Raw genomic sequence first — 22,536 nt, forward strand, 5'->3', positions numbered from 1 at the left:
CAGGTGTGCTGTGACGCCACTGTTCTGAACGACTCTTCTGCACCTTCGTCACGCGGGCTTCCGCGCGCTCCTGCCTGGGTCCTTTTAAACGGCGGTAGCGTGACCTGTACGGGGGTTCAAAGAGTCTGGCAGGCGGGGAAAAGATGGGTGGGAATTCTCAGAAAACCCGGTGCCAATAATTTGCCGCGCAATGCAAATTGTGACGGCGCTTCGCTCGCGTGGCGTTGCAGGCAAACTAACTTGTTGGGTGGGGCGCCCCCACATCCGGTGATGGCGCACGGCGCGACCGTGAGCCCCATGGCAGTCGCCGATTTTCACCTGTGGAAAAGGGTTGTCCTAATTCTGGCCGGTTTTTCCCTTTCGTGTTGCGTGATACCAATACCCTTTGGTCGCAATATTTGGAATAAGGGCTGCGTGGGGCCATAATCCGCGGGTTTGACGAATTGTGTACTTTCTAGTGGGAGCGCTTTGTGAACATAACAATACAACCTGAAGCCATCGTCAGCCTGCGGGGATTTGAAATGCCGGAGCGCCTCGGCTTCGGCACGGTCATGGCCCCGGTGATGTTCCGGGCCCGATACCAGGACGGGCGTTGGAGCGATGGCGAGCTGATCCCCTATGGTCCTCTGTCGCTGGATCCTGCGGCAAAGGTGCTGCACTACGCCCAGTCCTGCTTTGAGGGACTCAAGGCCTATCGCTATGGCGATGGTGTGGGGCTTTTCCGCCCTGAGCGCAATGCGGCGCGCATGGCACACTCGGCCCGTCGTCTGTGTATGCCGCCGGTGCCGGAATCCCTGTTCATGGACGCGGTGCGCACGGTGGCATCTCACTGCGCCACGCTGATCCCGGGGAGTAGCGGCGAATCGCTGTATCTGCGCCCTTTCCTGATGGGTACCCAGCCGGATCTTTCGGTCACTGCCAGTAAGGCCTACGAGTTTTACGTCATTGCCAGTCCTTCCGAGGCATACCATGCCGGGAATATGCGCCTGTGGGTGGAGCGCGAAGACAGCCGCGCGGCGGTGGGTGGCACCGGCGATGCCAAGGTGGGCGGGAACTACGCGGCTTCCTTGCTGAGCATCGCCGGTCTCAAAGAGCGCGGGTACGACCAGTCCCTGTGGCTTAACCCCGGGAACCGCCACACCGTTGACGAGCTGTCTGGCATGAATTTCTTCGCGGTGATGGACGGCGCCCTGCACACGCCGGCCCTGAACGGCTCCATCCTGGAAGGCGTCACCCGGGATTCGATGCTCGCCCTGGCGCGGGAGCAGGGGCTTGAGGTGCATGAGCGGGACATTGATATCGACGACCTGTTGGCCTTGGTTGCCTCAGGTACCTGCAGCGAAGCCTTTGCCTGTGGCACGGCGGCCATTGTCAGCCCGATCAGCGAGCTGGGTGATGGCGACCGACGGTACCGCCTGAAGCAGGCGCCCGGTCCCGTAGCCGACCTGTTACGTCGCTCGCTGTTGGATATTCAGGAAGGCCGGGCCGAAGACCGCTTTGGTTGGATGCAAAAGGTGCCGGTGGCCAGCTACTGACACCTCTGGGTTCCAGCAGATATTTTTGATGTCACACATTTCCACGGCAAAGTGGCTGTAAATGCCGGCTTTGGTGGTTCGAGTGTATTGGTAGCACTCCCGTATAGGCGGTTGTTTCCAGGGGAAACAGCCGCTTTTTTATTTCTACTTTTCCGCTGGCGTGCGTTGACTTGAATGACCGAGGTGTTACAAATCTACTGTGCGCTGTAAGTTATTCCTGTATCTGCACAACCGGGCAGTATCCTGGGCTTGCAGCGCTGGCGCCCGCGCAATGTGCGGGTAAAGCGCGGCCGAACCAAAGGCGCGCGTTAACAATAAAAAACTGGAACTTTTGGGAAAAGCCTTTGGCGGTATCCCTCACTTTGACAAGTAGTATCCAGATCAATTTGAGACACAGGGGTCGAATTTTGGCGGTGACTCCTTAAAAAAGGCTCTCCCCCGCAGCCACAAGCTGCGAGGTTCCTCGCAAGTGAGGAGAACGGGAATGCTGAATCATCTCTATGGCCTGATGGTACAACCGCGCAGGCAGTGGCAGGAAATTGCTGGACTGTCTGAGAAAGGGCTCAACCGTCAGATTCCTTACGTCATTATTTTGGCGTTAGTACCCGCGTTGTGCTGGTATTTTGGCACTACAGAAATCGGCTGGAATATTGGCGGCAACGGCCAGGTGCGCACGCTGACCAGTAACAGTGCCCTGTCCCTGGTGGCGGTGTTCTATGTCACCATGATCCTTGCGGTGGTCGCCGTGGGTTATTTTATTCACTGGATGGCGAAAACCTACGGTGCCAAGTCCAACCCAATGAAGGGTATGGTGATCGCCGGGTTTACCGCGACCCCGATCTTTGTTGCCGGTGCGGCCGGTCTCTACCCCATCCTCTGGCTGGATATCCTGCTGGCAACCCTGGCGGTGGCTTATGCGGTGTACTTGCTGTATGTGGGCATTCCCATCGTGCTCAACGTCAATGAGGAGCGTGGTTTCCTGTTTGCCAGCGCGGTGGTTACGGCGTGTCTGGTCATGGCCGTGGTGGTGATGGTTGGCACCGTGCTGTTCTGGAGCTTTGTTGCCGCACCGGTGTTCCAGCACTGATGTGATTTCGGTGTAACCCAGAGCGCTAGAAAACGGGCGCACCCGGAAGCAATTCCGGGTGCGCCCGTTTTTTTTGGGAGGCATGGGCATGCTGGCCACCGGTACGGAGCAGGAGAAGGCTAAGGGCTGGTGACGGACGGGTGCTGCACCAGTCGGTCATCTTTCGACTGGTTAAAACGAGACAAAGGTCCTGTATTACCGTTGCCGCGTCTTGGGGCATTGGATAGTATCCGGGCAACGGCAGTCGACAGGCGCTGCGCTTCCTAGTTGGTACAGTCGTACCATTTAGAACCCGAGTGGCAAATATGGTCATGGTTTTCCGGCCATATCGCTGTTCGCCATTGCCGTGAAGTACGGCGGCCGCAAGACCGCCTGATGGAGGGGGAGGGCCTCCTTGAAGAATAAATACGGCATCGTTGCCATAAAAAAAGGGAAACGGGAGATTCCATGAAAACACCAGTCAAGTTGGGTGCCGTATTACTGGCAGCGTTGGTCGCAGCCTGTTCACAGGACAACGGGCCGGGCGATACCAGTAGCTCGCCTGCCGCGTCGGCCGCGGCCGATTTCCAGAAGCAGCTGCTTAAACAGCTGATCACGGCACAGCCCGGAGATGTGATCGAGATTCCGGAAGGACGCTACGAGTTGAACCGCAGTCTTTCGCTGAATGTCGACGGGGTCACGATACGCGGCGCGGGCATGGACAAAACCATCCTGTCCTTCAAAAACCAGATTCAGGGGGCGGAAGGGCTGCTGGTGAACGCCAGCGACTTCACCATTGAAGATCTCGCGCTGGAGGACACCATCGGTGATGCCCTCAAGGTCAATGAAGGCAAGAACATCATTATTCGGGATATTCGCGTGGAGTGGACCAATGGCCCGTCCACCGAGAATGGCGCTTATGGAATTTACCCAGTACAGACAGAAAACACGCTGGTAGAAGGCACCGTCGCCATCGGGGCCTCCGATGCGGGTATCTACGTTGGCCAGTCACGCAATGTGATTGTGCGCAACAACCGTGCGGAATTTAACGTGGCGGGGATCGAGATTGAAAATACGATCGGTGCCGATGTTTACGACAATGTAGCCACCAATAATACCGGCGGTATCCTGGTATTTAATATGCCGAACCTGCCGCAACCGGGCCACAGTACCCGCGTGTATAACAACAAGGTCTACAAGAATAATACCGAGAACTTTGGCCACGAGGGCACGCCCGTGGCGGCCGTGCCGGCGGGCTCTGGTGTGGTGATCAATTCCAATGATTTTGTTGAGATCTTCAACAACGAGATATCAGACAACGACACCGCCAACATTATTGTCAGCAGCTATTTTTCGGCCGGCTACTACAGCGATAAATCCACCCAGGAAAATTTTGACCCGTATCCGGAAGGTATTTATATCTACGACAACACCTTTACCGGTGGTGGCACGTCCCCGGATCACCTGGAGCTGAAAGCGCTGAAAGTGGCCAAGTTCGGCCTCACCGGCCGCCTGCCCGACGTATTGTGGGATGGGGCGATTGACAGCCAGAAAATGGTGGATGGCGCACTGCCGTCGGCACTCAAGCTATGTATCGAGAACGAAGGTGTTGGCATCATCAATATCGATGTGCAGAACGACTTCAAAAATATCTCTACGGACATTGCGGCCCACAACTGTAGCCTGAAGAAATTGCCGCAAGTCGTTCTTGAGTTTGATTCCGAACAGGAAAAAGACAAGGCGCAGCACGCAGAGAATGAGGTGGCCGATGCGTAAATTATGCTCGCTCCGCTGGTTAGGGAGCGCGGCGCTGGCGTTGTCGCTGTTGGGGTGCGGCGCCCCCCGCGAGCCGGTTGCACTGCACGAACGCAATGCGGTACCGGATAACCTGAGCCAATGGCATCTGGTCAATGTGACAAACGGTACCCTTGCACTCAACCAGCGCGTTATACCCTATGACCTGAATACCGCTTTGTTTACGGATTACGCCCACAAGCTGCGCACCGTATGGATGCCGGAAGGGACCAGTGCCGGTTATGGCGATGCGCATTTCGATTATCCGGTCGGGACCATCATCAGCAAGACATTTTATTATCCGTTGGCTGAAGATGGCTCGGTGCTACGGACCGATGATTATTCCCGGGACTTCGCCGAGAACGGCCTTGACCTGAGTAATGTCAAGCTGATCGAGACCCGCATTCTGGTCAAGCGTACGGACGGCTGGCAGGCGCTGCCCTATGTTTGGAATGAAGCCCAGACCGATGCAGTGCTGGAAATCGCGGGCGAAGCCATGCCGCTGCAGTTGGTGAACGGGGCTGGTAACCGAGAGGTATTTACCTATGTTGTGCCGGATGCCAATCAATGCGCCGGTTGTCACGCGGACAACCACACGCAGAAAGCGGTGCGCCCTATTGGCCCGCGGGCCCGCCACCTGAACAAGCGCTACGACTATGCAACGGGCAGCGAGAACCAGCTGGTGTACTGGCAGCAGATGGGATACCTGAGCAACTTGCCCGACCTCGCGCGTGTGCCGCGCAATGTGAATTACCGGGACACCAGCGCCACGCTGGACGAGCGGGCGCGCTCCTACCTGGATATTAACTGCGGCCACTGCCATAACCCCAGTGGTCCAGCGGATACATCCGGGCTGATGCTGTACAGCGCAGAACATGACATGCGCAAGCTTGGGGTGTGCAAGCCGCCGGTGGCCGCAGGCACCGGTTCCGGTGATCGGCTGTTTGCGATTGTTCCGGGAAGCCCGGAGGATTCCATCCTTAATTTTCGAGTGGAATCCACTGACCCGGGAGCGATGATGCCCGAGCTGGGGCGCAGCCTGGTGCATGAGGAAGGTGCGGCGCTACTCGAATCGTGGATTGCCTCAATGCCCGGCAACTGCAGCTGAAGTTGGCGTGGCGGCAACCGCCGGTTGTCGCCCGCCTGCCAAATTGCTTAACTGCAGGAACTTGGGGTACAGCGGATCCAGCAACATACTGGTTTCCGCTTCCTGCCTGCGTTCGTAGTCTTCCAGGAGTGCCACATAGGTGCGGAAACGCGCGTTAATTTTCCGCACATAGTCGTAGGGCTCCTGGCCTCTGGCGTAGCCGTAGCGGGCCTTTTCGTAATACTTCTTCTCGGACAACAGCAACATGGCGTTCTCCACGTTGTTGAACCACACCCGGCGATCCCAACCCTTTTGCTCGGCGAGATCCTGCGCATCGTAAACGTGCCCCAGTCCGGCATTGTAGGAGGCCAGGGTAAACCACATCATGTCTTCCGGGCTGATACCCTTGTCTTCAAATTTCCGGTGTAGCCACTCCAGGTACTTGATGCCGGCGCGTACACTGGTTTCAGGGTCGAACAGGTTTTTCTCGCCGATCTGCTTGCCCGTATCCGGCATGACCTGCATAAGCCCTCTGGCACCTACCCAGGATTTTGCCTTGGGATTGAAGGTGCTCTCCTGAAACATCTGCGCAACGATCAGGCGCCAGTCGAAATCGTATTTGTCGGCGTATTTTTTGACATATTTGTCGAACGGAGAGATGGTGCCGTTCTCGTTGACTTCATTAATTTCTGGACGGGTTCTTTTTGGCGCATCGAAATATTTTGTATAGAGCACCGCCATTTTTTTCTGGGTGCTCTTCTTGTCAAAGAATTTGTTCACAGCTTCTTGCAGCTCCGGATTGCCTTCCCGTATCAACCATACATAAACGTTGTCGTCTTCGTGCAGGTCGATCAGCTCCTTGATGTTCTTGCGCCAGCTGTGTTCGAGCTTTACAGAAACATCGTCAGCGATGGTCAGGTCATAATCGTTATCGGCCACCTTGTCGATAATCTGCTGGATGTTTAATTCCTCCGGGGCCAGTTCAATTTTTACATCCGGCACCTGTTTCTTGACCTTGAGGGCAACGTCATAGTGGCTGCTCGACTTGCGCACATGCAGGGTTCTGCCCGCGAGGTCATCGAGGCTGTCGATCTTGTCGTTCTCTTCGCCGACCACGACCACTTTTTCTTTCATGTAGGGGCGGCCGAAATCGACGCCGGCATCATCCCTGCGCTCGGTGGCGGATAGCAGGCTGGCGGCGATGTCGGCCTTGCCGTCGACTACATAACTGAGCAGATCCGCGTGGGTGGGGGCAACGACGATTTCGAGTCGGACATCCAGATGTTTGGCGAAGCTCTCGGCCAGTTCAAATTCGTACCCCAGAATCCGCCCCTTCCACATGTAGTAGGTGCCGGGATGGTTGCGGGTGACCACGCGCACGTACCCGCGTTTTTTGATCTCATCCAGGTCGCCCACCGAGCGGTCGGATGTGCGCGTCAGCTTGTGGTCCCTGACGAACTTGTTAATGGCTTCCACCAGCTCGGGGGAGTTCTTGCGTACCCCCCAGGCCATCTGGCGCTCACCGGGGAACACGTAGTTTTCCTGCAGGTTGTCTTTGAACTGGTCCACCAGGTCAAATACCTGCCGCTCCACCACCGTGTATTCAAGGTCACTCTCTGCAACGTCGATCACCAGTTCGACGTAATTTTTTTCCGTCACTTTGAGCTTCAAGCCGGGATGCTTTTTGGCAAATTCCCGCGCTGCTGCTTCGTAGGCGGTGCCCTTGGTGACCGCAAGGGTTTTGCCGCTCAGGTCGGAATCGTCGGTCACCGGCGCCGCATCTTTTTCCGACACCAGAATCAGCTCGGTATTGGCGGTGGGGGTGGAAAAGTCGACTTGCTGTTTGCGCTCTTCGGTCATGACCAGGTTATTGGCGATGATGTCACCTTTTCCCGCCTCGAGCAGGGGCAGTAGCTGGTCGAAGTTTTCGGCGTACAGCACCACCGGTTCCAGCCCCATCTGCTGAGCCATGCGCTTGGCCGCATCGATCTCAATATCTTGTTGGGTGGCAGAGCGGTGCAGGGAGTCCGTATTGGAGATGTCAACGAGGATGCGTAGTTTGCCGCGTTCGCGCAGGGCGCTCAGGTCGCCGGTGTCGACATAGTTGTCGTAGGCATTAATAGGGTATTCGCCGGTGGTATCCGGTGCCCATGCCGCTTCCGGTCTCAGGTCATCTTTGCCGGCCATGCGCATGGCCTTTTCCTGATCCGCAGCGTTGTCTTCGGCCGTGTCGAGCGCGGGCTGTTGCGCATCAGTGTCGGTCGCCGGGCTCTGTGCCTCGACGGTTTCGGCGGCACCTTGCGCCGGCGTTTCTTTTCCGGATTGTGCATCAACCTCCCGCTCGCAGGCGGACAGACAGAGCAGCAGCGGTAGCAGGCAACAGAGAATGCCGCGAACAGAAGACAGGTTCATGGTGTGTATTTACATCATCCAATACATTCTCTGAAAGTCTAGCTGAATGGCAGCATTTGGCTGCGGATGAAATGGGTGAAAGCAGCAGGTGGGTCGGGGGAGGCGGGTTAGCGGGTGGTGCAGCGAAAGGCGCTGCACCAGTGCGGCAGAAGAATCCTGTAGGGCGGTGTGACTCAGGTGACGGTAAAGCGCATAAACTGCTTGTCAGTGGCACCGCAGGGCTGGTCATCTGCGGGTGCTTCTACGGTCGGGGGGATCAATGCTTTGATCATCATCGCCACCGTGCGCTCCAGTAGCGGAGAGTCGATGGCGGTGGCGCCACTCAGGATTTGAAATTCCAGGTTGAGGATGGTGCCGTGGGCAATCTGTGCGGCGGCAACGGGATCGGGGAGACGTAGCAGCTCGAAAAACTCGATGATCATGTTTTCCGTGGCCTGATTGGCCATGCGAACGGCCCGTGTCAGCTGGTGATTGCGCAGCGCTTCGTTTTTGAAGGCCAGTTCAATGACGCGGTGGTCGCGATTACTCGCCTGCGAGCGGATGTGCGACAGTACAAAACGACTCAGCTGTTGAATCAGCTGGCGACGGCCGGCGGGCGCGGCAAGTTGTTCCGGGGTCAGTTGCCGGGCTACGGCAACACTTTCTTCCTGCAAGGCACGGGTATGGTCGATATTCTGTTCCACGAAATAGGTAAAGGCATCGCTGATCAGATCGTCGAGGTGCTTGAAATAATAGGTGGTCGCGGCGAGGGGAACGGCCGCTTCTTTTGCTACTGCGCGGTGACGGATTCCGCGGATCCCCTCTTTGACAATGATACGCAGGGTCGCTTCGAGAATGGCTTTGCGGCGCTGACGGCTGTCTGCACGTTGGGCTTTGCGCCCGTTATAAACCAGTTCAGACTTTCCTTTGTCTAAAGCCATGGCAACAAGAATTCCTTTGCGTTAGTAAGCGAATAGCTATCGGGATCATGTGATACACAATCCAGAAAAATAGCGTGGTAAAAACGTGTGGCTCTTTTGGTGCCCACAATCTACCTGCCTCAGAAAATCTATTGTGTTATTAGTTGGCAAGCAGTTTAACGAATGTTGCAGCCTCGCTTCCATGAATAGCGATGACCGCAAAGCCAATCTGAGACGGCCGCGCTATTTTAGCGATGTGAGACCCTTTGGCTACTCATTAATTTAAGATTGTGAATAAAATCCCATTACAGTCTCTTACGGGGAATTTAATTCGAAGGATGCTTCGGTAAATCGCGGAATTGGTTTGAATATGTGAGAAAAATTGGTCTGAATTGTTAGTGTGTTTGGTCAGAATTTTTCGCTCGGCATTTTGTACCGGTGTGAATCGTTGGCGTGCGGGAAGGGGGTGAATACGAGAGGGGGCGAACGCGAGAAGGGGTGAATGTGAGGAGGGAGCCTGACAAGGGGGGGGCGCGCGGAGGGCGTTGAATCGCTTCACGCGTGCCACCGGCGACCACTCACAACAATGCAGGTGATCGCCAACAAAGAATTGCGTCGGCGTTACTGGATCTTTCCGGTGGTTCGCACGCGCTTGCTGCCGCGTACGATGTCCGCACCGAGGTTTTGGCGGCGCTCGATGCTCGCGTCGATGGCGTTTTTCCCGGCGATTAACAAACCGGCAACCAGAAACGCACCGGGCGGCAATACGGCGACGAGAAACCCAGAGTAATCAGCCCCCAGCACCGGCAGTGTCCAATTGGCCGCGGCCGGCCCCAGCAGCAGGTCCATGTCACTGAACAGTGTGCCGCGCCCGATAATTTCCCGCACGGCACCGATTACGATCAGCACCGCACTGAAGCCCACACCCATCATCAGTCCATCCACCACGGAAGGCAGTACCGGGTTTTTGCTGGCAAAGGCATCGGCGCGGCCGAGAATCGCGCAGTTGGTGACAATCAGTGGAATAAAAATCCCCAGTACCAGGTAGAGCTCGTAGGTAAACGCTTTCATGAGCAGCTCTGCGCAGGTAACGAAGGTGGCAATAATCATGACCGATGCCGGCAGCCGCACGGTCTCGGGCATCTGCCGCCGCACCAGGGACACGGCGAGGTTGGAGCAGACCAGCACCGCGGTAGTGGCAAGGCCCAGGCCGATGGCATTGACCACCGAGCCAGTGACCGCCAGCAGCGGACACAGGCCGAGCAGTTGTACCAGCGCGGGGTTGTTGCTCCACAAGCCGTTGCGGGTAATCTCAGAATATTCCGGGGTGGCCATCAGTTTTTGTCCCCTTGCTGCTTGGTGTCGTCGGTGGCCGGCGGTTCTACCTCAACCGCGCGTTGTGACACCGGTGCGCTAAATATTTCCTGCCGATGTTCGGCAACGAAGTCCAGCACCGTGCGCACCTGTTTTACCACCGCGCGCGGTGTGATGGTTGCCCCCGTGAACTGGTCGAAGGCACCGCCGTCTTTCTGCACTTTCCACATATCCCGGCCGGGATCGTCCAGGGAAGTGCCGTCGAATGAGCGTATCCAGTCGCTTTTCTTTACTTCTACTTTATCGCCGAGGCCGGGCGTTTCCGCGTGGTTGGTCACCCGCACACCGGCAATAGTGCCGTCCCGGTTGACGCCCACCAGCATCTCAATGGGGCCCGAGTAGCCGTCTGGCGCTACAGTGGGAATGATGACCGCATCGATGTTGCCGTCGCCCTGGCGCGCCAGGTTGATGTTGCCGCCCTGCTTTAGCCCGAGCATGGCCCAGTACTGTTTGGGGATGGGATAGGTGTCCACCAGCAGGTCATTGCTGTGGCGCTCGATGGGTACGATTTCCAGCAGGGCCTTGGCAGCCGCTTCGCGAATGGCCCGCTCGATGGGTTCGCGGGTGGTGATCTGGGTGATCGCGAGCGTGCCGGCGGTCACCAGGGCGAACAGGGCAAGGATAACGGCATTGCTGCCGATGGAGCGCCTCAGCATCACTGCTCCTCCAGGTCGGTTGCCTTGCGCGGGGCTTTGTGGCCGTAAGTGCGGGGCAGGGTGTAGTTATCGATAAACGGCGCCGCGAAGTTCATCAGCAGTACCGCAAACGCGACGGCGTCCGGGTAGGCGCCCCAGGCGCGGATAACGAACACCAGCAGCCCGACACCGGCACCAAAAATCAGCCGGCCCTTGTTGCTGGTACAGCCGCTCACTGGATCGGTGATGATAAAGAAGGCACCGAGCATGGTGGCGCCGGAGAACAGGTGCAGCAGCGGGGAGCCTTCGCTGAGGGAGCTACCACCGTCATAAAACACCACAGACAGCGCGGCCAGGGTGGCGAGCATGGCCACCGGCGCATGCCAGGTGATCAGACGTCGGAACAGCAGGAACAAACCACCGAGCAGGAATCCGAAATTGGCCATCTCCCAGCCGACACCGGCGATGGTGCCCTGGCTGAACACTGGTTCCATCTCGTACAGCTGGGCGAGGACCGTGGACTGGTTGTGGCGCACGATTTCCAGCGGGGTGGCACGGGTAAAACCATCCACGTTCATATTGCCGAAAATCAGGGCAAAGGTTTCATCCAGCCCCGGCGCACCCTGGATCAGCTCGGCGGCACCGGCCCAGCGGGTCATTTCCACCGGGAAACTGATCAGCAGAACCACATAGCCCACCATGGCCGGATTGAACGGGTTGTAGCCGATACCGCCGTACAGCTGTTTTGCCAGCAAAATAGCGCTCACACTGCCAATCACCGGAATCCACCACGGGCAGTAGGGGGGCAGCGCAATACCCAGCAGTAACGCGGTAACCAGCGCGCTGTAGTCCTTCAGATAAAAGGCCACCGGGCGGCCGCGCAGTTTCAGCACCGCCGCCTCGGTACCGAGCGCCGCGGCAATACACAGGGCGATATTGATCAGCACGCCGGGGCCGAAGTAAACCACCAGCGCCAGTACCCCCGGGATGGTGGCGGCGGCGACCTGCAGCATCACCTTGGAGGTGCTCTGGCCGGAATGGGCGTGGGGGGACGTGACTCGCATCAGGGACATGGCTTACTCCTCAATTCCCACTGCCGTTGCGGCCCTGCTGGGCCTGCTTTTCCTGCAGCTTGCCCTGCATTTTTTCCAGTGCCGTTGCAAAGGCGCTGGTGTTCGGGTCGTCCTCACTGCGGGCCTTGGCCAGCCGTGCCTCCGCCTTCTGCACGCGTTTTTGCAGGGCCTCGATCTCCTGGGCCAGCTTCTCTTGCGGGCTCATGGTGGCGCGGGCGGCCGCCGCGGCCTTGGCTCTTTCGATGGCATCGCCGGCGGCAGATGAGGAAGCGCTGGCGACGGTGAGCTTGTCTTCGGTGATGGACGGCCCGGACTGGTTCGTGTGAGGTGTCTGCACCGGTGCCGCCGCTGCCAGTTTTTGCACTTCTGCCAGCTTGTCGCGGGCTTCCTTCAGCTTTAACTCGGCGGTTTTCAGCTGGGCTTCCAGCTGCGGCTTCTGGGATTCCTCAGCCCCGTGGAGCTTGCCCTGCATGCGCTCTACACGGTGCTCGGCACTGGTCAGGGTGCGCTGGGCACGGGCCAGCTGCTGGTCCGGACTGGCCTGTTTGGCCTTGACCCGCGCCAGTGCCGCGGCCACCACATCGGATTCCTGCTTTGCCGCCTGCGCATCCGGGCTGGAGGCCTGTTGCTCGCGCAGCTTGCGCGCTTCTTCGGCGGCTTTCTTCCGGGCGAGCCGCTTGGCTTCTTTTTGCTGCTCGGCTTTTTCCAGGCGCAGCTTGCGGTATTCGAAGCGCTCGCGCGCACGGTCGGCCTTTTCTTTTTCCAGGCGCGCTTCGCGAATGTCGCCCTTGGCGGCACGGTAATACTGCACCAGCGGAATACTGGATGGGCACACATAGGAGCAGGCGCCGCACTCGATACAGTCAAACAGGTTGTAGGCCTGCAGTTTGTCGCGGTCTTCCGCGCGCGCATACCAGTAGAGCTGCTGGGGCAGCAGGCTCGCCGGGCAGACTTCGGCACAGAGGCCGCAACGGATGCAGGCCTGGGCCGGTGGCGGAGGCGGGAGTTCTTTGTCGGTAGGCACCAGGATACAGTTGGTGGTTTTGACCACCGGCGCGGACTCGTCCTTGATGGTGTAGCCCATCATTGGGCCGCCGATCACAATGCGCTGCAGCCGCTTGCGGTCTATCCAGTGGTTTTCCAGGATATGGCGGATCGGGGTGCCCAGTGGTACCTCAATATTGCGCTGGCGGTCGAGGGATTCGCCCACCACGGTGGTTATGCGGCTGATAAGCGGCTCGCCGAGGGTGACGGCCCGGAACACGGCCCGCGCCGTGCCCACGTTCTGGCAGACCACACCGACGTTGGCCGGCAGCCCCTCGTTTGGTACCTCGCGCCCGGTGAGAATCTCGATCAGCTGTTTTTCACCGCCGGAGGGGTACTTGGTGGGAAAGGTCACCACGTGGAAGCGGGTGCCCTCTGCGGCCTGCTGCATGGCCTTGATCGCTTCGGGCTTGTTGTCTTCGATACCGATCAACACCCGCTCTGGCTGCTCCAGCAGGTGTGCGAGCACTTCCACACCGCCGATGATCTCGTCGGCGTGCTCACGCATCAGCATGTCATCGGCGGTGATATAGGGCTCGCACTCGGTGCCATTGATGATCAGGGTGTCGATGGCTGCGCCGCCGCGGGGGTTGAGCTTTACCGCCGTGGGAAAGCCCGCACCCCCCATACCGGCGATACCGCAGTCGCGGATTTTTTCCAGCACCGTATCAATGTCCAGGCTGGTGTAGTCGTTCAGGGGCGAGAGTGCGCACCATGCGTCGCGGCCGTCGGTACGGATCTGGATACAGTCCGCCGCCATCCCGGAGGGGTGGGGTACCGACATCGGCTCAATCGCCACCACGGTGCCGGAGGAGGGTGCGTGTACCGGGCAGCTGATCGGCCCGTCCGCTTCCGCGATCTTCTGGCCTTTGAGTACCTGATCCCCCAGTTTGACCAGCGGGATGGCGGTTTCGCCGATATGCTGGTTGAGCGGGACGATCAGGTCCTCCGCCAAGGGGACCGTGCCGATGGGTTCGCCAGTGGACTGGTGCTTGTTCTCCGGCGGATGGACACCGCCGTGGAAATCATTGACCTTGAGCTCCCGGGATAGGCCCCGGGCTTTTTCGCTGGCGATCAGGTGGGCTTCACGGGCTGCGCGGCGCTCGGTGGCGCTTTGTCTGTGGTCTACCTGGCTCATGCTGCACTCCGGTCGTCATCGTGCAGGTCCGGTCTGTCACTGGCAATCAATTGGATTCCGTCGTTGGGTTTGTTCGGGTGCCATTGCTGCAGGCTGGTTTCCAGCGGAATCATGTCGATGCAGTCCACCGGGCAGGGCTCCACACACAGGTCGCAGCCGGTGCACTCGTCCACAATCACCGTGTGCATCTGTTTGGCCGCGCCGACAATGGCGTCTACCGGGCAGGCCTGAATGCATTTGGTACAGCCGATACATTCCGGCTCGCGGATAAACGCCACTTTTTTGACGTCTTCCACCCCGTGCTCCGCGTCCAGGGGCGTCGGCTCCACATCCAGCAGATTGGCCAGCTCGTTGATGGTGGCCTGGCCTCCCGGCGGACACTTGTTGATCGCCTCGCCGTTGGCAATGGCCTCGGCGTAAGGCCGGCAGCCCGGATGGCCGCACTGGCCGCACTGGGTCTGCGGCAACAGCGAATCGATCTGGTCCACAATCGGGTCGCCTTCCACCCGGAAGCGCACCGCGGCAAAGCCCAGCAGGGCGCCGAACACCAGGGCCATGCCACCGAGAATCAGCAGGGGCGTGGATATTTCAGACAGCCATTCCATCATCGCTTCCTTATACCAGTCCGCTGAAGCCCATAAAGGCCAATGACATTAGCCCGGCAGTCATCATGCCGATGGCTGCGCCCTTGAAGGGTTTGGGTACATCGGCCACCGCGAGGCGCTCACGCATCGCGGAAAACAGGATCAGCACCAGCGAGAAGCCCACCGCGGCGCCGAAGCCGTACAGGGTGGACTGCACAAAGTTGTTGGCTTTCAGGGTGTTCTGCAGTGCCACACCGAGCACTGCACAGTTGGTGGTAATCAGCGGTAGAAAGACACCCAGCACGCGGTGCAGCAGCGGGCTGGTTTTTTCGATGAACATGCGTGCGAACTGCACCACTACCGCGATCACCAGAATGAAGGAAATAGTGCGCAGGTACTCCATCCCGAAGGGTTCGAGTAAGTAGGTATTCACCAGGTAGGAGCAAATGGCCGCCAGGGTCAGCACAAAGGTGGTGGCGCCCGCCATGCCAATGGCGGTCTCGAGCTTGTTGGAAACCCCCATGAACGGGCACAGGCCAAGGAACTGCACCAGCACATAATTGTTCACCAGGATGGTAGAAAGCAGGATGACGGTAAATTCGGTCATAGAGATTCCGTTCTGCCCACTGCGCCGGGCCACGTTTAGCGCAAGTGTTTCGCGCAGAGATGGAGTCGCGGGGCGCGACTGTGGTAGTACAAAAAGTAGACTATCCGTCGGCAGGCGATTTTGCGGGTGACGCACGACCTGGCCGACACTGGAGGTCGCATGCACAGCGCTGGCGCAAAGATTGCAGCGGATTGCACTGCACGAGGCGACTTCAGGTCCCCGGGCCTGTGTCACAGGCCAGCAAGTGCCGCCTGATCCGGGGGCGGTATTATGGGCGAGAGGGTATAGGCGTTCAACTTGCCTTAACTGCCCGGCGGGAGTAACGGCGGGTTTTGATCGCCGGCTGTACGCGGGCGCGCATCGTGACGGGCGGTTTTTATGGCGCGGCAGCGCTGGGGCGGCTCTTATAAGCGCGGAGATAAGCGCGGAGAATACCTTTATAATGGATGATTACCGCGCCAGATCGCGCAGGGCTGCAGCAAGCGGGCTGGCCAACAAACGGGCTGACCAACATGACCAACAAAGAGGTGCGCGACGGCCTGCACCGAGCCGAGTGATCGCGGATGTCATACGTTCGTAGCATAGACATGGCAACCGGCAGCGTTTATATCAGGCGGGCCCATTGCAGACCTTCCCACACCAATTCATGCGAATTCAGGCAAACCACGTGAACATGCAGGCGTATCTACAAGACTCCCCGATTATTGACTGGCAGCACCCGGAAATCGTGGCCGCGGCTGCCGAGCTCAAATGTCGCTCCGGCGCAAAATTCGGCACCGTGCGCAACACCTTCGAGTTTGTTCGCGACGAGATTCGCCACAGCGGTGATTTTGACGTGAGTCCGGTCACCTGTCGGGCATCGGAAGTGCTCGCCGCGGGCACCGGTGTGTGTTTTGCTAAAAGCCACCTGCTGGCGGCGTTGCTGCGTGCCAACGACATCCCCGCGGGCTTCTGTTATCAGCGGCTGCGGCTGGACGAAGCGCACAACCGCTACGGCCTGCATGGCCTCAACGCTGTTCACCTGGATGCCTACGGCTGGATTCGCATCGATGCCCGCGGCAACAAGCGCGGTATCACCACGGAATTTATTCCGCCCCAGGAACGTCTCGCGTACATCCCGTCCGCCGATGGTGAACGCGACCTTCCGGACCTTTATGCGGCGCCGTTATCGCAGGTTATTGATCTGCTGAAACGCAGCGACAGCTGCCGGACGGTTCTGGAAAACCTGCCGGACGTTTAAAATTCATCGCCACAGGATTACCCTAGGTAGCTCATTCAGAAAGTTAACCAGGGAGTCATCATGTCCGACGAGCGTTATACCCCACCCAGAGTCTGGAAGTGGGACTCCGAAAGCGGCGGCCAGTTCGCCAACATCAATCGCCCCATTGCCGGCCCCACCCACGACAAAGAGCTGCCGGTGGGCAAGCACCCCATGCAGCTGTATTCCCTCGCTACCCCCAACGGGGTCAAAGTTACCCTCATGCTCGAGGAGCTGCTGGCGCTTGGCTTCGAGGGCGCCGAATACGATGCGCATCTGATCCGCATTACCGAGGGGGATCAGTTCGGCAGTGGCTTCGTCGATATCAATCCCAACTCAAAAATTCCCGCGCTGGTGGACCACAGTACCAATCCGCCGATTCGCGTATTTGAGTCCGGTTCTATCCTGCTGTACCTGGCAGAAAAATTCGGGGCGTTTCTACCGCACACCCCAGAACAGCGCACCGAAACACTCAACTGGCTGTTCTGGCAGATGGGCGCCGCGCCCTATCTCGGTGGCGGGTTCGGCCACTTCTACGCCTACGCGCCGGAAAAATACGAGTACCCCATCAATCGCTTCACCATGGAGGTAAAGCGTCAGCTGGATGTGCTCGACCGGCAGCTGGCAGAGCATCCGTTTGTTGCGGGCAAGGAATACACCATTGCCGATATGGCGATCTGGCCCTGGTATGGCGCGGTGGTAAAAAACAAAGCGTATGATGCGGCGGAGTTTCTGGAAGCCCACACCTATAAACACGTAAACCGCTGGGTGGACGAGATTGGCGAGCGTCCTGCGGTCAAGCGGGGAAGCATGGTGAATCGGACCTGGGGTGACCCAGCCGGGCAGCTACATGAACGGCACGACGCCAGCGATTTTGATCTGCGCACACAGGACAAAATCGGCGATGAAAATGGCGAGTAACCTTTGAGGCTCCAGGCGTCGAGGGCGGACAGAAGCCCGCCTTCGATGCCAGTTACTCAATAGGTTTTGTAGGGCAGGAACTTGCCAGACATCACCATGTGTACCCGGTCCCCTTTCGGGTCTTCCTCGCGCTGGATATCCATGGAAAAGTCGATGGCGCTCATGATGCCATCGCCAAACTCTTCGTGAATCAATTCTTTGATCGTGCTGCCGTACACATTCACCAGTTCATACAGACGGTAGATCAGTGGGTCGGTGGGTACGGCAGTGGGCAGTGAGCCCTTGTAGGGCGCTATCTGCAGCCAGGCCGTGGCTTCGTCGCTCAGGTCAAACAGCTCCCCGACCACATCGGCCTGGGCTTTGGTCAGGGTCATCTGCCCGAGACAGGCGGCGGTAGTCCACTCCTTGGATTGGCCGATGGCATCGGCGACCTGACTCCATTTAAGTTCTTTACGCACTTTGGCGGAGAGAATCATCGCGGTGACTTGTTCGCGGTTACTGATCATGGGTTGCTCCTGTTTAGGGTCGAACGGGTGAGGGAAACTCTGTTCAGGTGGTTGTGCCGATGATGCTCAGCAGGTACACAATAATCAGCAGTAGAATGCCGCTGACCGACTGCCAGAAACGCACCGGATAGCGCTCCATCAACGGCGGGCGAGTGGCATGGATGTATTCCGGGTTCGGGTGCCGCAGCTCGCGCACAAATTCCGAAAGGGCTTCGTGGCGTCGCAGCGGGTTTATTTGCAGTGCTTTTTTCAGGGCGGAATCGATCCAGGCGGGAATTTCCCGGGATTCGCTCAGAACACTGCGGTAGCGCAACTTGTGTTGCGCGGCCTGGGTGGTGCAGCGCGCCACCCGGGTGCCGTAGGGAAATTCGCCAGATAGCAGGTGATAGGTCAGCACTGCCAGAGAAAAAAGGTCCGAGCGCGGGGTGCCCAGGTCGCCAAGAAAATACTCCGGTGCGCTGTACAGGGCGGTGCCGAGAATCTGCGGGCTGGTTTCCCCGGCGTTTGCCGCAATACCCTCTGCCGCAATACCTTCCGGAAAATTCATCAGGTAACTTGCCGCAATACCGCTGACCTGGGCCGAGCCCAGGTCGATCAGCGTGACGGTGCCTGCGCTGCTGATCATGATGTTTTCTGGCCGCACATCCTGGTGCAGGATTTCCGCCCGATGCAGCGCCTGCAGGCCTTTGGCCACCTGTTCCACGATGCCGCGCACGGTTTCCAGATCGGGGTTGGGGTTGTCGGTCATCCACTGGCGCAGGTTCTGACCTTCGGCCAGCTCCATGGCGGTATACAGATAGGTGCGGGGGCGATGGGTGGCTGCTGCATGGATCACGTGCACGCTGTTCACGCGACGGGCCACCCACTCTTCCATCAACAGCCTTTCCAGATAGGCGGGATCGTCTGACAGGTCGATGGACGGGGTTTTCAGTACCACACGGGTATCGCTCGCCTGGTCGTACGCCAGGTAGACGTGGCTTCGGCTACTGGCATGTATCTCGCGCTCAATGCGGTAGCCGTCGAAGGCGTCACCGCTTTTTAACAGCGGCGGGAGAGGTAGCTTCTCTACCTGTTCGGTCAATTGTGGCGTGGCCTCAGGTAGCTCGGCGACACGCACTAATTGCACCGTCAGGTTATCCGTGCTGCCGTTGGCCAGGGCCTTGTCGACCAGGGTCCTGGCGATATCGCTGAGGTCGCTGTCACGCTGCTCCAGGTGTCCGGCCAACTCGGCCTGCGAGAGGGATTCGTGCACCCCATCGGTGGTAAGGATATAGACATCGCCCACTTCCAGTGTCAGTCGCCGGTAATCCGCCTCCACCTGTGGTGCAACCCCGAGGGCGCGGCTGAGATAGCTGCGTTGTTCGCCCACCCACTGGCGATGGTCGTGGGTGAGTTGCTCCAGGGAGCCGCGGCGCAGACGGTAAATGCGCGAGTCACCAATATGGAACAGGTGGGCCTCCCCACCCTTGAAAATTGCGCTGCTGAACGTACACACATACCCCTTGTCTTTATCGTACCGGTAGGGGCTTTGTCGGGTCTGGTCATAGAGCCAGGCATTGGTGGCCTTCAATACCTGCGCCACAGCACTTTGTACGCTCCAGCCGTCGGACGTGCAGTAGTAGTCGTCGAGAAAACTTTTTACCGCAGTCTCGCTGGCAATGGCGCTGACCGTGCTTGAGCTGATGCCATCGGCGATCGCCAATGCGGCGCCTTTCAGCCCCAGTTGCGGCTCAGGCGGAAAGCGTATGCCACAGCTGTCCTGATTTTCCGCTTTGAGGCCGGCGCTGCTGTACTGACCGATGTCGAGTTGCAGAGTGTTGTTCATAGAATAAAAGAGCCCCGCAGGTGCGGGGCTTGTGGGCTAGGTTCAGGCGAGCGCCGGGTTTGCGTCAGCCGCGGTCAGCTGGCGTTTCGGTGCGGTTTTGTAGTGTGTGCTGTACAGGGTCAGGCCGGTAAACGCGAGGCCGCCAACGAGGTTGCCCAGTGCGGTGGGGATTTCATTCCAGATCAGATAATCCATCACCGAAAAATCGCCGCCCATCATGATTGCGGTGGGGAACAGGAACATGTTCACCACAGAGTGCTCGAAGGCCATAAAGAAGAACAGCATGATCGGCATCCACATGGCGATCACCTTGCCGCTGACGTTGGTCGATACCATCGCCCCAACCACGCCCATGGACACCATCCAGTTACACAGCATGCCGCGCACGAAGATGGTGAACCAGCCGGCGGCTCCGTACTCGGCGTAGCCGAGAGTACGCGCTTCACCGATGGAGGAAAGCTTGGCACCCACCGCACCCGGCTCGGTGTTAAAGCCCATGGTGAAAACAAAAGCCATCATCACCGCTACGGTAAGCGCACCGGCAAAGTTGCCCACGAAAACCAGCCCCCAGTTGCGCAGAATTCCGCCCCAGGTAACACCCGGTCGTTTGTCGAGCCATGCCAGCGGCGCGAGTACAAAGACCCCGGTGAGCAGGTCAAAGCCCATCAGGTAAAGCATGCAAAAACCTACCGGGAACAGGATCGAGCCGACAAGATGGGAGCCAGTAGTCACCGCCACGGTTACCGCGAATACCGCAGCCAGTGCCAGGATGGCACCCGCCATATAGGCGCGTACCAGAGTGTCACGGGTGGACATGTAAATTTTGGACTCCCCCGCGTCGACCATTTTGGTCACGAATTCGTTGGGAACGAGATAAGCCATAGTTGTCACCTTTGAAAGTTTGAGAACCGGTTGTCCATCTGTGCTGGAAATGGGTATCTGCGTAAGAGGCGTACTGTCCAAAGCAGCGTTTGCCGGGCACAAAAAAAGCGCCCACACAGACCAGCCTTAGCCGGAACGTGATGGACGCCTTTATCCAGAATATTCGTTATGTCACGGGCGGAAGCCCTGCAGGGTTTGCGCAACCTGTCGCGCCAGAACCCTACGCTTACGCTTGAAGCAAGTTCGGTGCCAACGTTTATGGATCGATAAAAAACGGGTGAAAATAATTTCTCACCAAGACATGCATCACCACGCTGCTACCGCGATGCACGATTGTGGTGCAAGCGATCGTGGCATGGTGTATTTCGGGTCGTGAGATTGGCAGCCAGAGTCCGCGAAACCTGAGTGAAGTCTCAGCAAAACATCGTTCACGAATGGAATATTTATTGCTGACTAATAAGTGGTTAGACCATCGCTGGCGCCGAGCCCGCGGATTATCACTCTTTGTTAAAAGTGCCTCTATGCCCAATCACAGTGAAGACGCAGAGAAATTCCTGCTCGCCGCCAAGCGTTCCGAGATCCAGGCGTTGGAGCGACTGGCGAGTAGTTGTGAACTGGTGACCACCGTATCGGACCTGGTTCACCAGCTGCAGCGGGAGCGCGGTATCAGCAATATCTACCTGGTGTCCTCCGGGCATCGGTTTGCGGCCCTGCGCAGGGAGCAGATTCGGGAGGGCACCCGCAGTGCGGATACCTTCCGCCAGCTGTTGCACGACCAGTACCTGCAGAGTGACCGTTGCAGTAGTCCACGGGACATGCGCCTGTTGAACAGTATCGCTTATTCATTGCATGGCCTGGATGAGCTTGAAGAGCTGCGACGTCACATCGATGCATTTGAAGTAAACGCCCTGGGGTCCACGGATGCCTATTGCCGGTTGATTGCCGGATTACTTTCGGTGGTGTTTGAGGCCGCCGACGTTGCGGATGATCCGGAGGTGACTCGGCTGCTGGTGGCACTGTTTAACTTCATGCAGGCCAAGGAATTTGCGGGACAGGAGCGGGCCTGGGGTGCCATCGGATTTGCCGGTAGCCGGTTCGACGAAAAGCTGCATTTGCGTCTTGAACAGTTACAGGATTGTCAGCGGCGGAGCCTGGAGGTTTTTCTGGAGTTTGCCGGAGAAACCGAAGAATCCAGCTGGCAGGAAATTGTGGACAGTGAGGCGTCGCGGGATCTGAATCGGCTGCGCCGGGTGATTGCAGGACTGAAAAACGGCGAGCCCATCTCGCCGGAGGTGAGCGAAGTCTGGTATCAGCTGGCCACAGCGCGTATTGATGCCATGCATGGTGTTGAAGACGCGATGGCCGCCCGTCTGTTGCAGGTGAGTCGCCAGCGGGTGGCGGATGCGCAATCGGAATTGGGGCATCATCGCGCGCAACTACAGAAAATGAAATCTTCTGACTGGGGGCGCGTACCGGCGCTGGCGGTGTTGTTCGACCCCGAAGTGCCCGGGCTCTATGGGCGCGCGGAGACCGCAGCAGTGCCGGCCCTGAATGGGCAGAACCTGACGCATTCCCTGTACGACCTGATTCGCTCACAGGTTGCGCATATTCAGAGAGTGAACGAAGAACTGGAGGAAACCCGCCGGGCCCTGACGGAGCGCAAGTTGATCGAGCGGGCCAAGGGCGTACTGATGCGCAGCCTGCGACTGAGTGAGGACGATGCGTACCGGACTATGCAACAGCGCGCGATGGAAATGAATCTCAGGCTTGCGGACGTGGCGCAAAAAATTATTGAGATCGGGAGCCAGCGTAGTGCCACGAACCCCGACGGCGGCAGCGCGCGGCCCAGGTCGACGGCGGGAGACGGCAAACCACTTTGACCGCATTGCCCATAGG

At 58.5% G+C, this 22,536-nt stretch carries 18 protein-coding genes; 7 read left to right on the forward strand and 11 right to left on the reverse strand.

Annotated features, from left to right (window positions below):
• Positions 1-470 precede the first annotated feature (470 nt).
• The 4 genes from AU182_RS05930 to AU182_RS05945 all read left to right on the forward strand — a co-directional run bounded on the left by AU182_RS05930 (position 471) and on the right by AU182_RS05945 (position 5,503).
• Entirely contained in the window at positions 471-1,535 is a 1,065-nt protein-coding gene (locus AU182_RS05930; protein WP_066962364.1) for a branched-chain amino acid aminotransferase, read from the forward strand.
• A gap of 484 nt (positions 1,536-2,019) precedes the next feature.
• A complete protein-coding gene (locus AU182_RS05935) occupies positions 2,020-2,622 on the forward strand; it encodes a Yip1 family protein (protein WP_066962367.1) in 603 nt (200 codons plus the stop codon).
• Positions 2,623-3,069: 447 nt separating this feature from the next.
• On the forward strand, positions 3,070-4,377 hold the full coding sequence (locus AU182_RS05940) for a parallel beta-helix domain-containing protein (RefSeq protein WP_066962370.1): 1,308 nt from the start codon (positions 3,070-3,072) through the stop codon (positions 4,375-4,377).
• Entirely contained in the window at positions 4,370-5,503 is a 1,134-nt protein-coding gene (locus tag AU182_RS05945) for an SO2930 family diheme c-type cytochrome (RefSeq protein WP_066962373.1), read from the forward strand. Before AU182_RS05940 ends, AU182_RS05945 begins: the two co-directional genes overlap by 8 nt.
• On the opposite strand, the gene AU182_RS05950 is transcribed toward AU182_RS05945, so the two are convergent.
• The 8 genes from AU182_RS05950 to rsxA form a co-directional block, all read right to left on the reverse strand.
• Complete coding sequence (locus AU182_RS05950; protein WP_066962376.1) at positions 5,480-7,894, reverse strand: transporter substrate-binding domain-containing protein; 2,415 nt, start codon at positions 7,892-7,894, stop codon at positions 5,480-5,482. The two genes, AU182_RS05945 and AU182_RS05950, sit on opposite strands and share 24 nt — an antisense overlap.
• Before the next feature lie 173 nt (positions 7,895-8,067).
• On the reverse strand, positions 8,068-8,814 hold the full coding sequence (locus AU182_RS05955) for a TetR/AcrR family transcriptional regulator (RefSeq protein ID WP_066962379.1): 747 nt from the start codon (positions 8,812-8,814) through the stop codon (positions 8,068-8,070).
• 600 nt (positions 8,815-9,414) lie between these two features.
• Positions 9,415-10,128 carry an electron transport complex subunit E gene (locus AU182_RS05960; protein ID WP_066962382.1) on the reverse strand — a complete coding sequence of 238 codons (714 nt, stop codon included), beginning with the start codon at positions 10,126-10,128 and terminating at the stop codon, positions 9,415-9,417.
• Positions 10,128-10,823 (reverse strand): electron transport complex subunit RsxG, encoded by a 696-nt coding sequence (gene rsxG, locus AU182_RS05965; RefSeq protein ID WP_066962385.1) that lies wholly within the window; start codon positions 10,821-10,823, stop codon positions 10,128-10,130. The genes AU182_RS05960 and rsxG overlap by 1 nt, the downstream gene beginning before the upstream one ends.
• Positions 10,823-11,875, reverse strand: coding sequence for an electron transport complex subunit RsxD (rsxD, locus tag AU182_RS05970; protein ID WP_066962388.1), 1,053 nt, complete (start codon positions 11,873-11,875; stop codon positions 10,823-10,825). The genes rsxG and rsxD overlap by 1 nt, the downstream gene beginning before the upstream one ends.
• Positions 11,876-11,885: 10 nt before the next feature.
• A complete protein-coding gene (rsxC, locus tag AU182_RS05975; protein ID WP_082859257.1) occupies positions 11,886-14,057 on the reverse strand; it encodes an electron transport complex subunit RsxC in 2,172 nt (723 codons plus the stop codon).
• The gene (rsxB, locus tag AU182_RS05980) at positions 14,054-14,665 is read right to left on the reverse strand and encodes an electron transport complex subunit RsxB (protein ID WP_066962391.1); all 612 of its coding nucleotides are present in this window, start codon (positions 14,663-14,665) and stop codon (positions 14,054-14,056) included. The genes rsxC and rsxB overlap by 4 nt, the downstream gene beginning before the upstream one ends.
• Positions 14,666-14,672: 7 nt before the next feature.
• Positions 14,673-15,248 carry an electron transport complex subunit RsxA gene (rsxA, locus tag AU182_RS05985; protein WP_010132630.1) on the reverse strand — a complete coding sequence of 192 codons (576 nt, stop codon included), beginning with the start codon at positions 15,246-15,248 and terminating at the stop codon, positions 14,673-14,675.
• A 646-nt stretch (positions 15,249-15,894) separates the two neighbouring features.
• Between rsxA and AU182_RS05990 the strand changes: the two genes are divergently transcribed.
• Positions 15,895-16,488, forward strand: a complete 594-nt coding sequence (locus AU182_RS05990) for a transglutaminase family protein (RefSeq protein ID WP_227718146.1) — start codon at positions 15,895-15,897, stop codon at positions 16,486-16,488.
• 60 nt (positions 16,489-16,548) lie between these two features.
• The gene (gene yghU / locus AU182_RS05995) at positions 16,549-17,427 is read left to right on the forward strand and encodes a glutathione-dependent disulfide-bond oxidoreductase (protein WP_066962394.1); all 879 of its coding nucleotides are present in this window, start codon (positions 16,549-16,551) and stop codon (positions 17,425-17,427) included.
• 56 nt (positions 17,428-17,483) lie between these two features.
• On the opposite strand, the gene cynS is transcribed toward yghU, so the two are convergent.
• From cynS to AU182_RS06010, 3 genes are read right to left on the reverse strand one after another with little or no spacing between them, the layout of a single operon-like run.
• A complete protein-coding gene (gene cynS / locus AU182_RS06000) occupies positions 17,484-17,933 on the reverse strand; it encodes a cyanase (RefSeq protein WP_066962397.1) in 450 nt (149 codons plus the stop codon).
• 43 nt (positions 17,934-17,976) lie between these two features.
• Positions 17,977-19,758, reverse strand: coding sequence for a bifunctional protein-serine/threonine kinase/phosphatase (locus AU182_RS06005; protein ID WP_066962400.1), 1,782 nt, complete (start codon positions 19,756-19,758; stop codon positions 17,977-17,979).
• 42 nt (positions 19,759-19,800) lie between these two features.
• A complete protein-coding gene (locus AU182_RS06010) occupies positions 19,801-20,640 on the reverse strand; it encodes a formate/nitrite transporter family protein (protein WP_066962403.1) in 840 nt (279 codons plus the stop codon).
• 521 nt (positions 20,641-21,161) lie between these two features.
• Between AU182_RS06010 and AU182_RS06015 the strand changes: the two genes are divergently transcribed.
• Positions 21,162-22,520, forward strand: a complete 1,359-nt coding sequence (locus AU182_RS06015) for a nitrate- and nitrite sensing domain-containing protein (RefSeq protein ID WP_066962406.1) — start codon at positions 21,162-21,164, stop codon at positions 22,518-22,520.
• The last annotated feature ends 16 nt before the right edge of the window (positions 22,521-22,536 follow it).

The organism is Microbulbifer sp. Q7 (assembly GCF_001639145.1).
Lineage (GTDB): Bacteria > Pseudomonadota > Gammaproteobacteria > Pseudomonadales > Cellvibrionaceae > Microbulbifer.

Excerpts from the sequence above, each read along its gene's own strand:
- AU182_RS05950 (WP_066962376.1), bottom strand. The coding sequence starts at position 7,894 with ATGAACCTGTCTTCTGTTCGCGGCATTCTCTGTTGCCTGCTACCGCTG.
- AU182_RS05990 (WP_227718146.1), top strand. The coding sequence starts at position 15,895 with ATGCGAATTCAGGCAAACCACGTGAACATGCAGGCGTATCTACAAGAC.
- AU182_RS05940 (WP_066962370.1), top strand. The coding sequence starts at position 3,070 with ATGAAAACACCAGTCAAGTTGGGTGCCGTATTACTGGCAGCGTTGGTC.
- AU182_RS05960 (WP_066962382.1), bottom strand. The coding sequence starts at position 10,128 with ATGGCCACCCCGGAATATTCTGAGATTACCCGCAACGGCTTGTGGAGC.
- AU182_RS06010 (WP_066962403.1), bottom strand. The coding sequence starts at position 20,640 with ATGGCTTATCTCGTTCCCAACGAATTCGTGACCAAAATGGTCGACGCG.
- rsxA (WP_010132630.1), bottom strand. The coding sequence starts at position 15,248 with ATGACCGAATTTACCGTCATCCTGCTTTCTACCATCCTGGTGAACAAT.
- AU182_RS06005 (WP_066962400.1), bottom strand. The coding sequence starts at position 19,758 with ATGAACAACACTCTGCAACTCGACATCGGTCAGTACAGCAGCGCCGGC.
- AU182_RS06015 (WP_066962406.1), top strand. The coding sequence starts at position 21,162 with ATGCCCAATCACAGTGAAGACGCAGAGAAATTCCTGCTCGCCGCCAAG.
- yghU (WP_066962394.1), top strand. The coding sequence starts at position 16,549 with ATGTCCGACGAGCGTTATACCCCACCCAGAGTCTGGAAGTGGGACTCC.
- rsxG (WP_066962385.1), bottom strand. The coding sequence starts at position 10,823 with ATGCTGAGGCGCTCCATCGGCAGCAATGCCGTTATCCTTGCCCTGTTC.
- rsxC (WP_082859257.1), bottom strand. The coding sequence starts at position 14,057 with ATGAGCCAGGTAGACCACAGACAAAGCGCCACCGAGCGCCGCGCAGCC.
- AU182_RS05945 (WP_066962373.1), top strand. The coding sequence starts at position 4,370 with ATGCGTAAATTATGCTCGCTCCGCTGGTTAGGGAGCGCGGCGCTGGCG.
- rsxD (WP_066962388.1), bottom strand. The coding sequence starts at position 11,875 with ATGTCCCTGATGCGAGTCACGTCCCCCCACGCCCATTCCGGCCAGAGC.
- cynS (WP_066962397.1), bottom strand. The coding sequence starts at position 17,933 with ATGATCAGTAACCGCGAACAAGTCACCGCGATGATTCTCTCCGCCAAA.
- rsxB (WP_066962391.1), bottom strand. The coding sequence starts at position 14,665 with ATGATGGAATGGCTGTCTGAAATATCCACGCCCCTGCTGATTCTCGGT.
- AU182_RS05955 (WP_066962379.1), bottom strand. The coding sequence starts at position 8,814 with ATGGCTTTAGACAAAGGAAAGTCTGAACTGGTTTATAACGGGCGCAAA.
- AU182_RS05935 (WP_066962367.1), top strand. The coding sequence starts at position 2,020 with ATGCTGAATCATCTCTATGGCCTGATGGTACAACCGCGCAGGCAGTGG.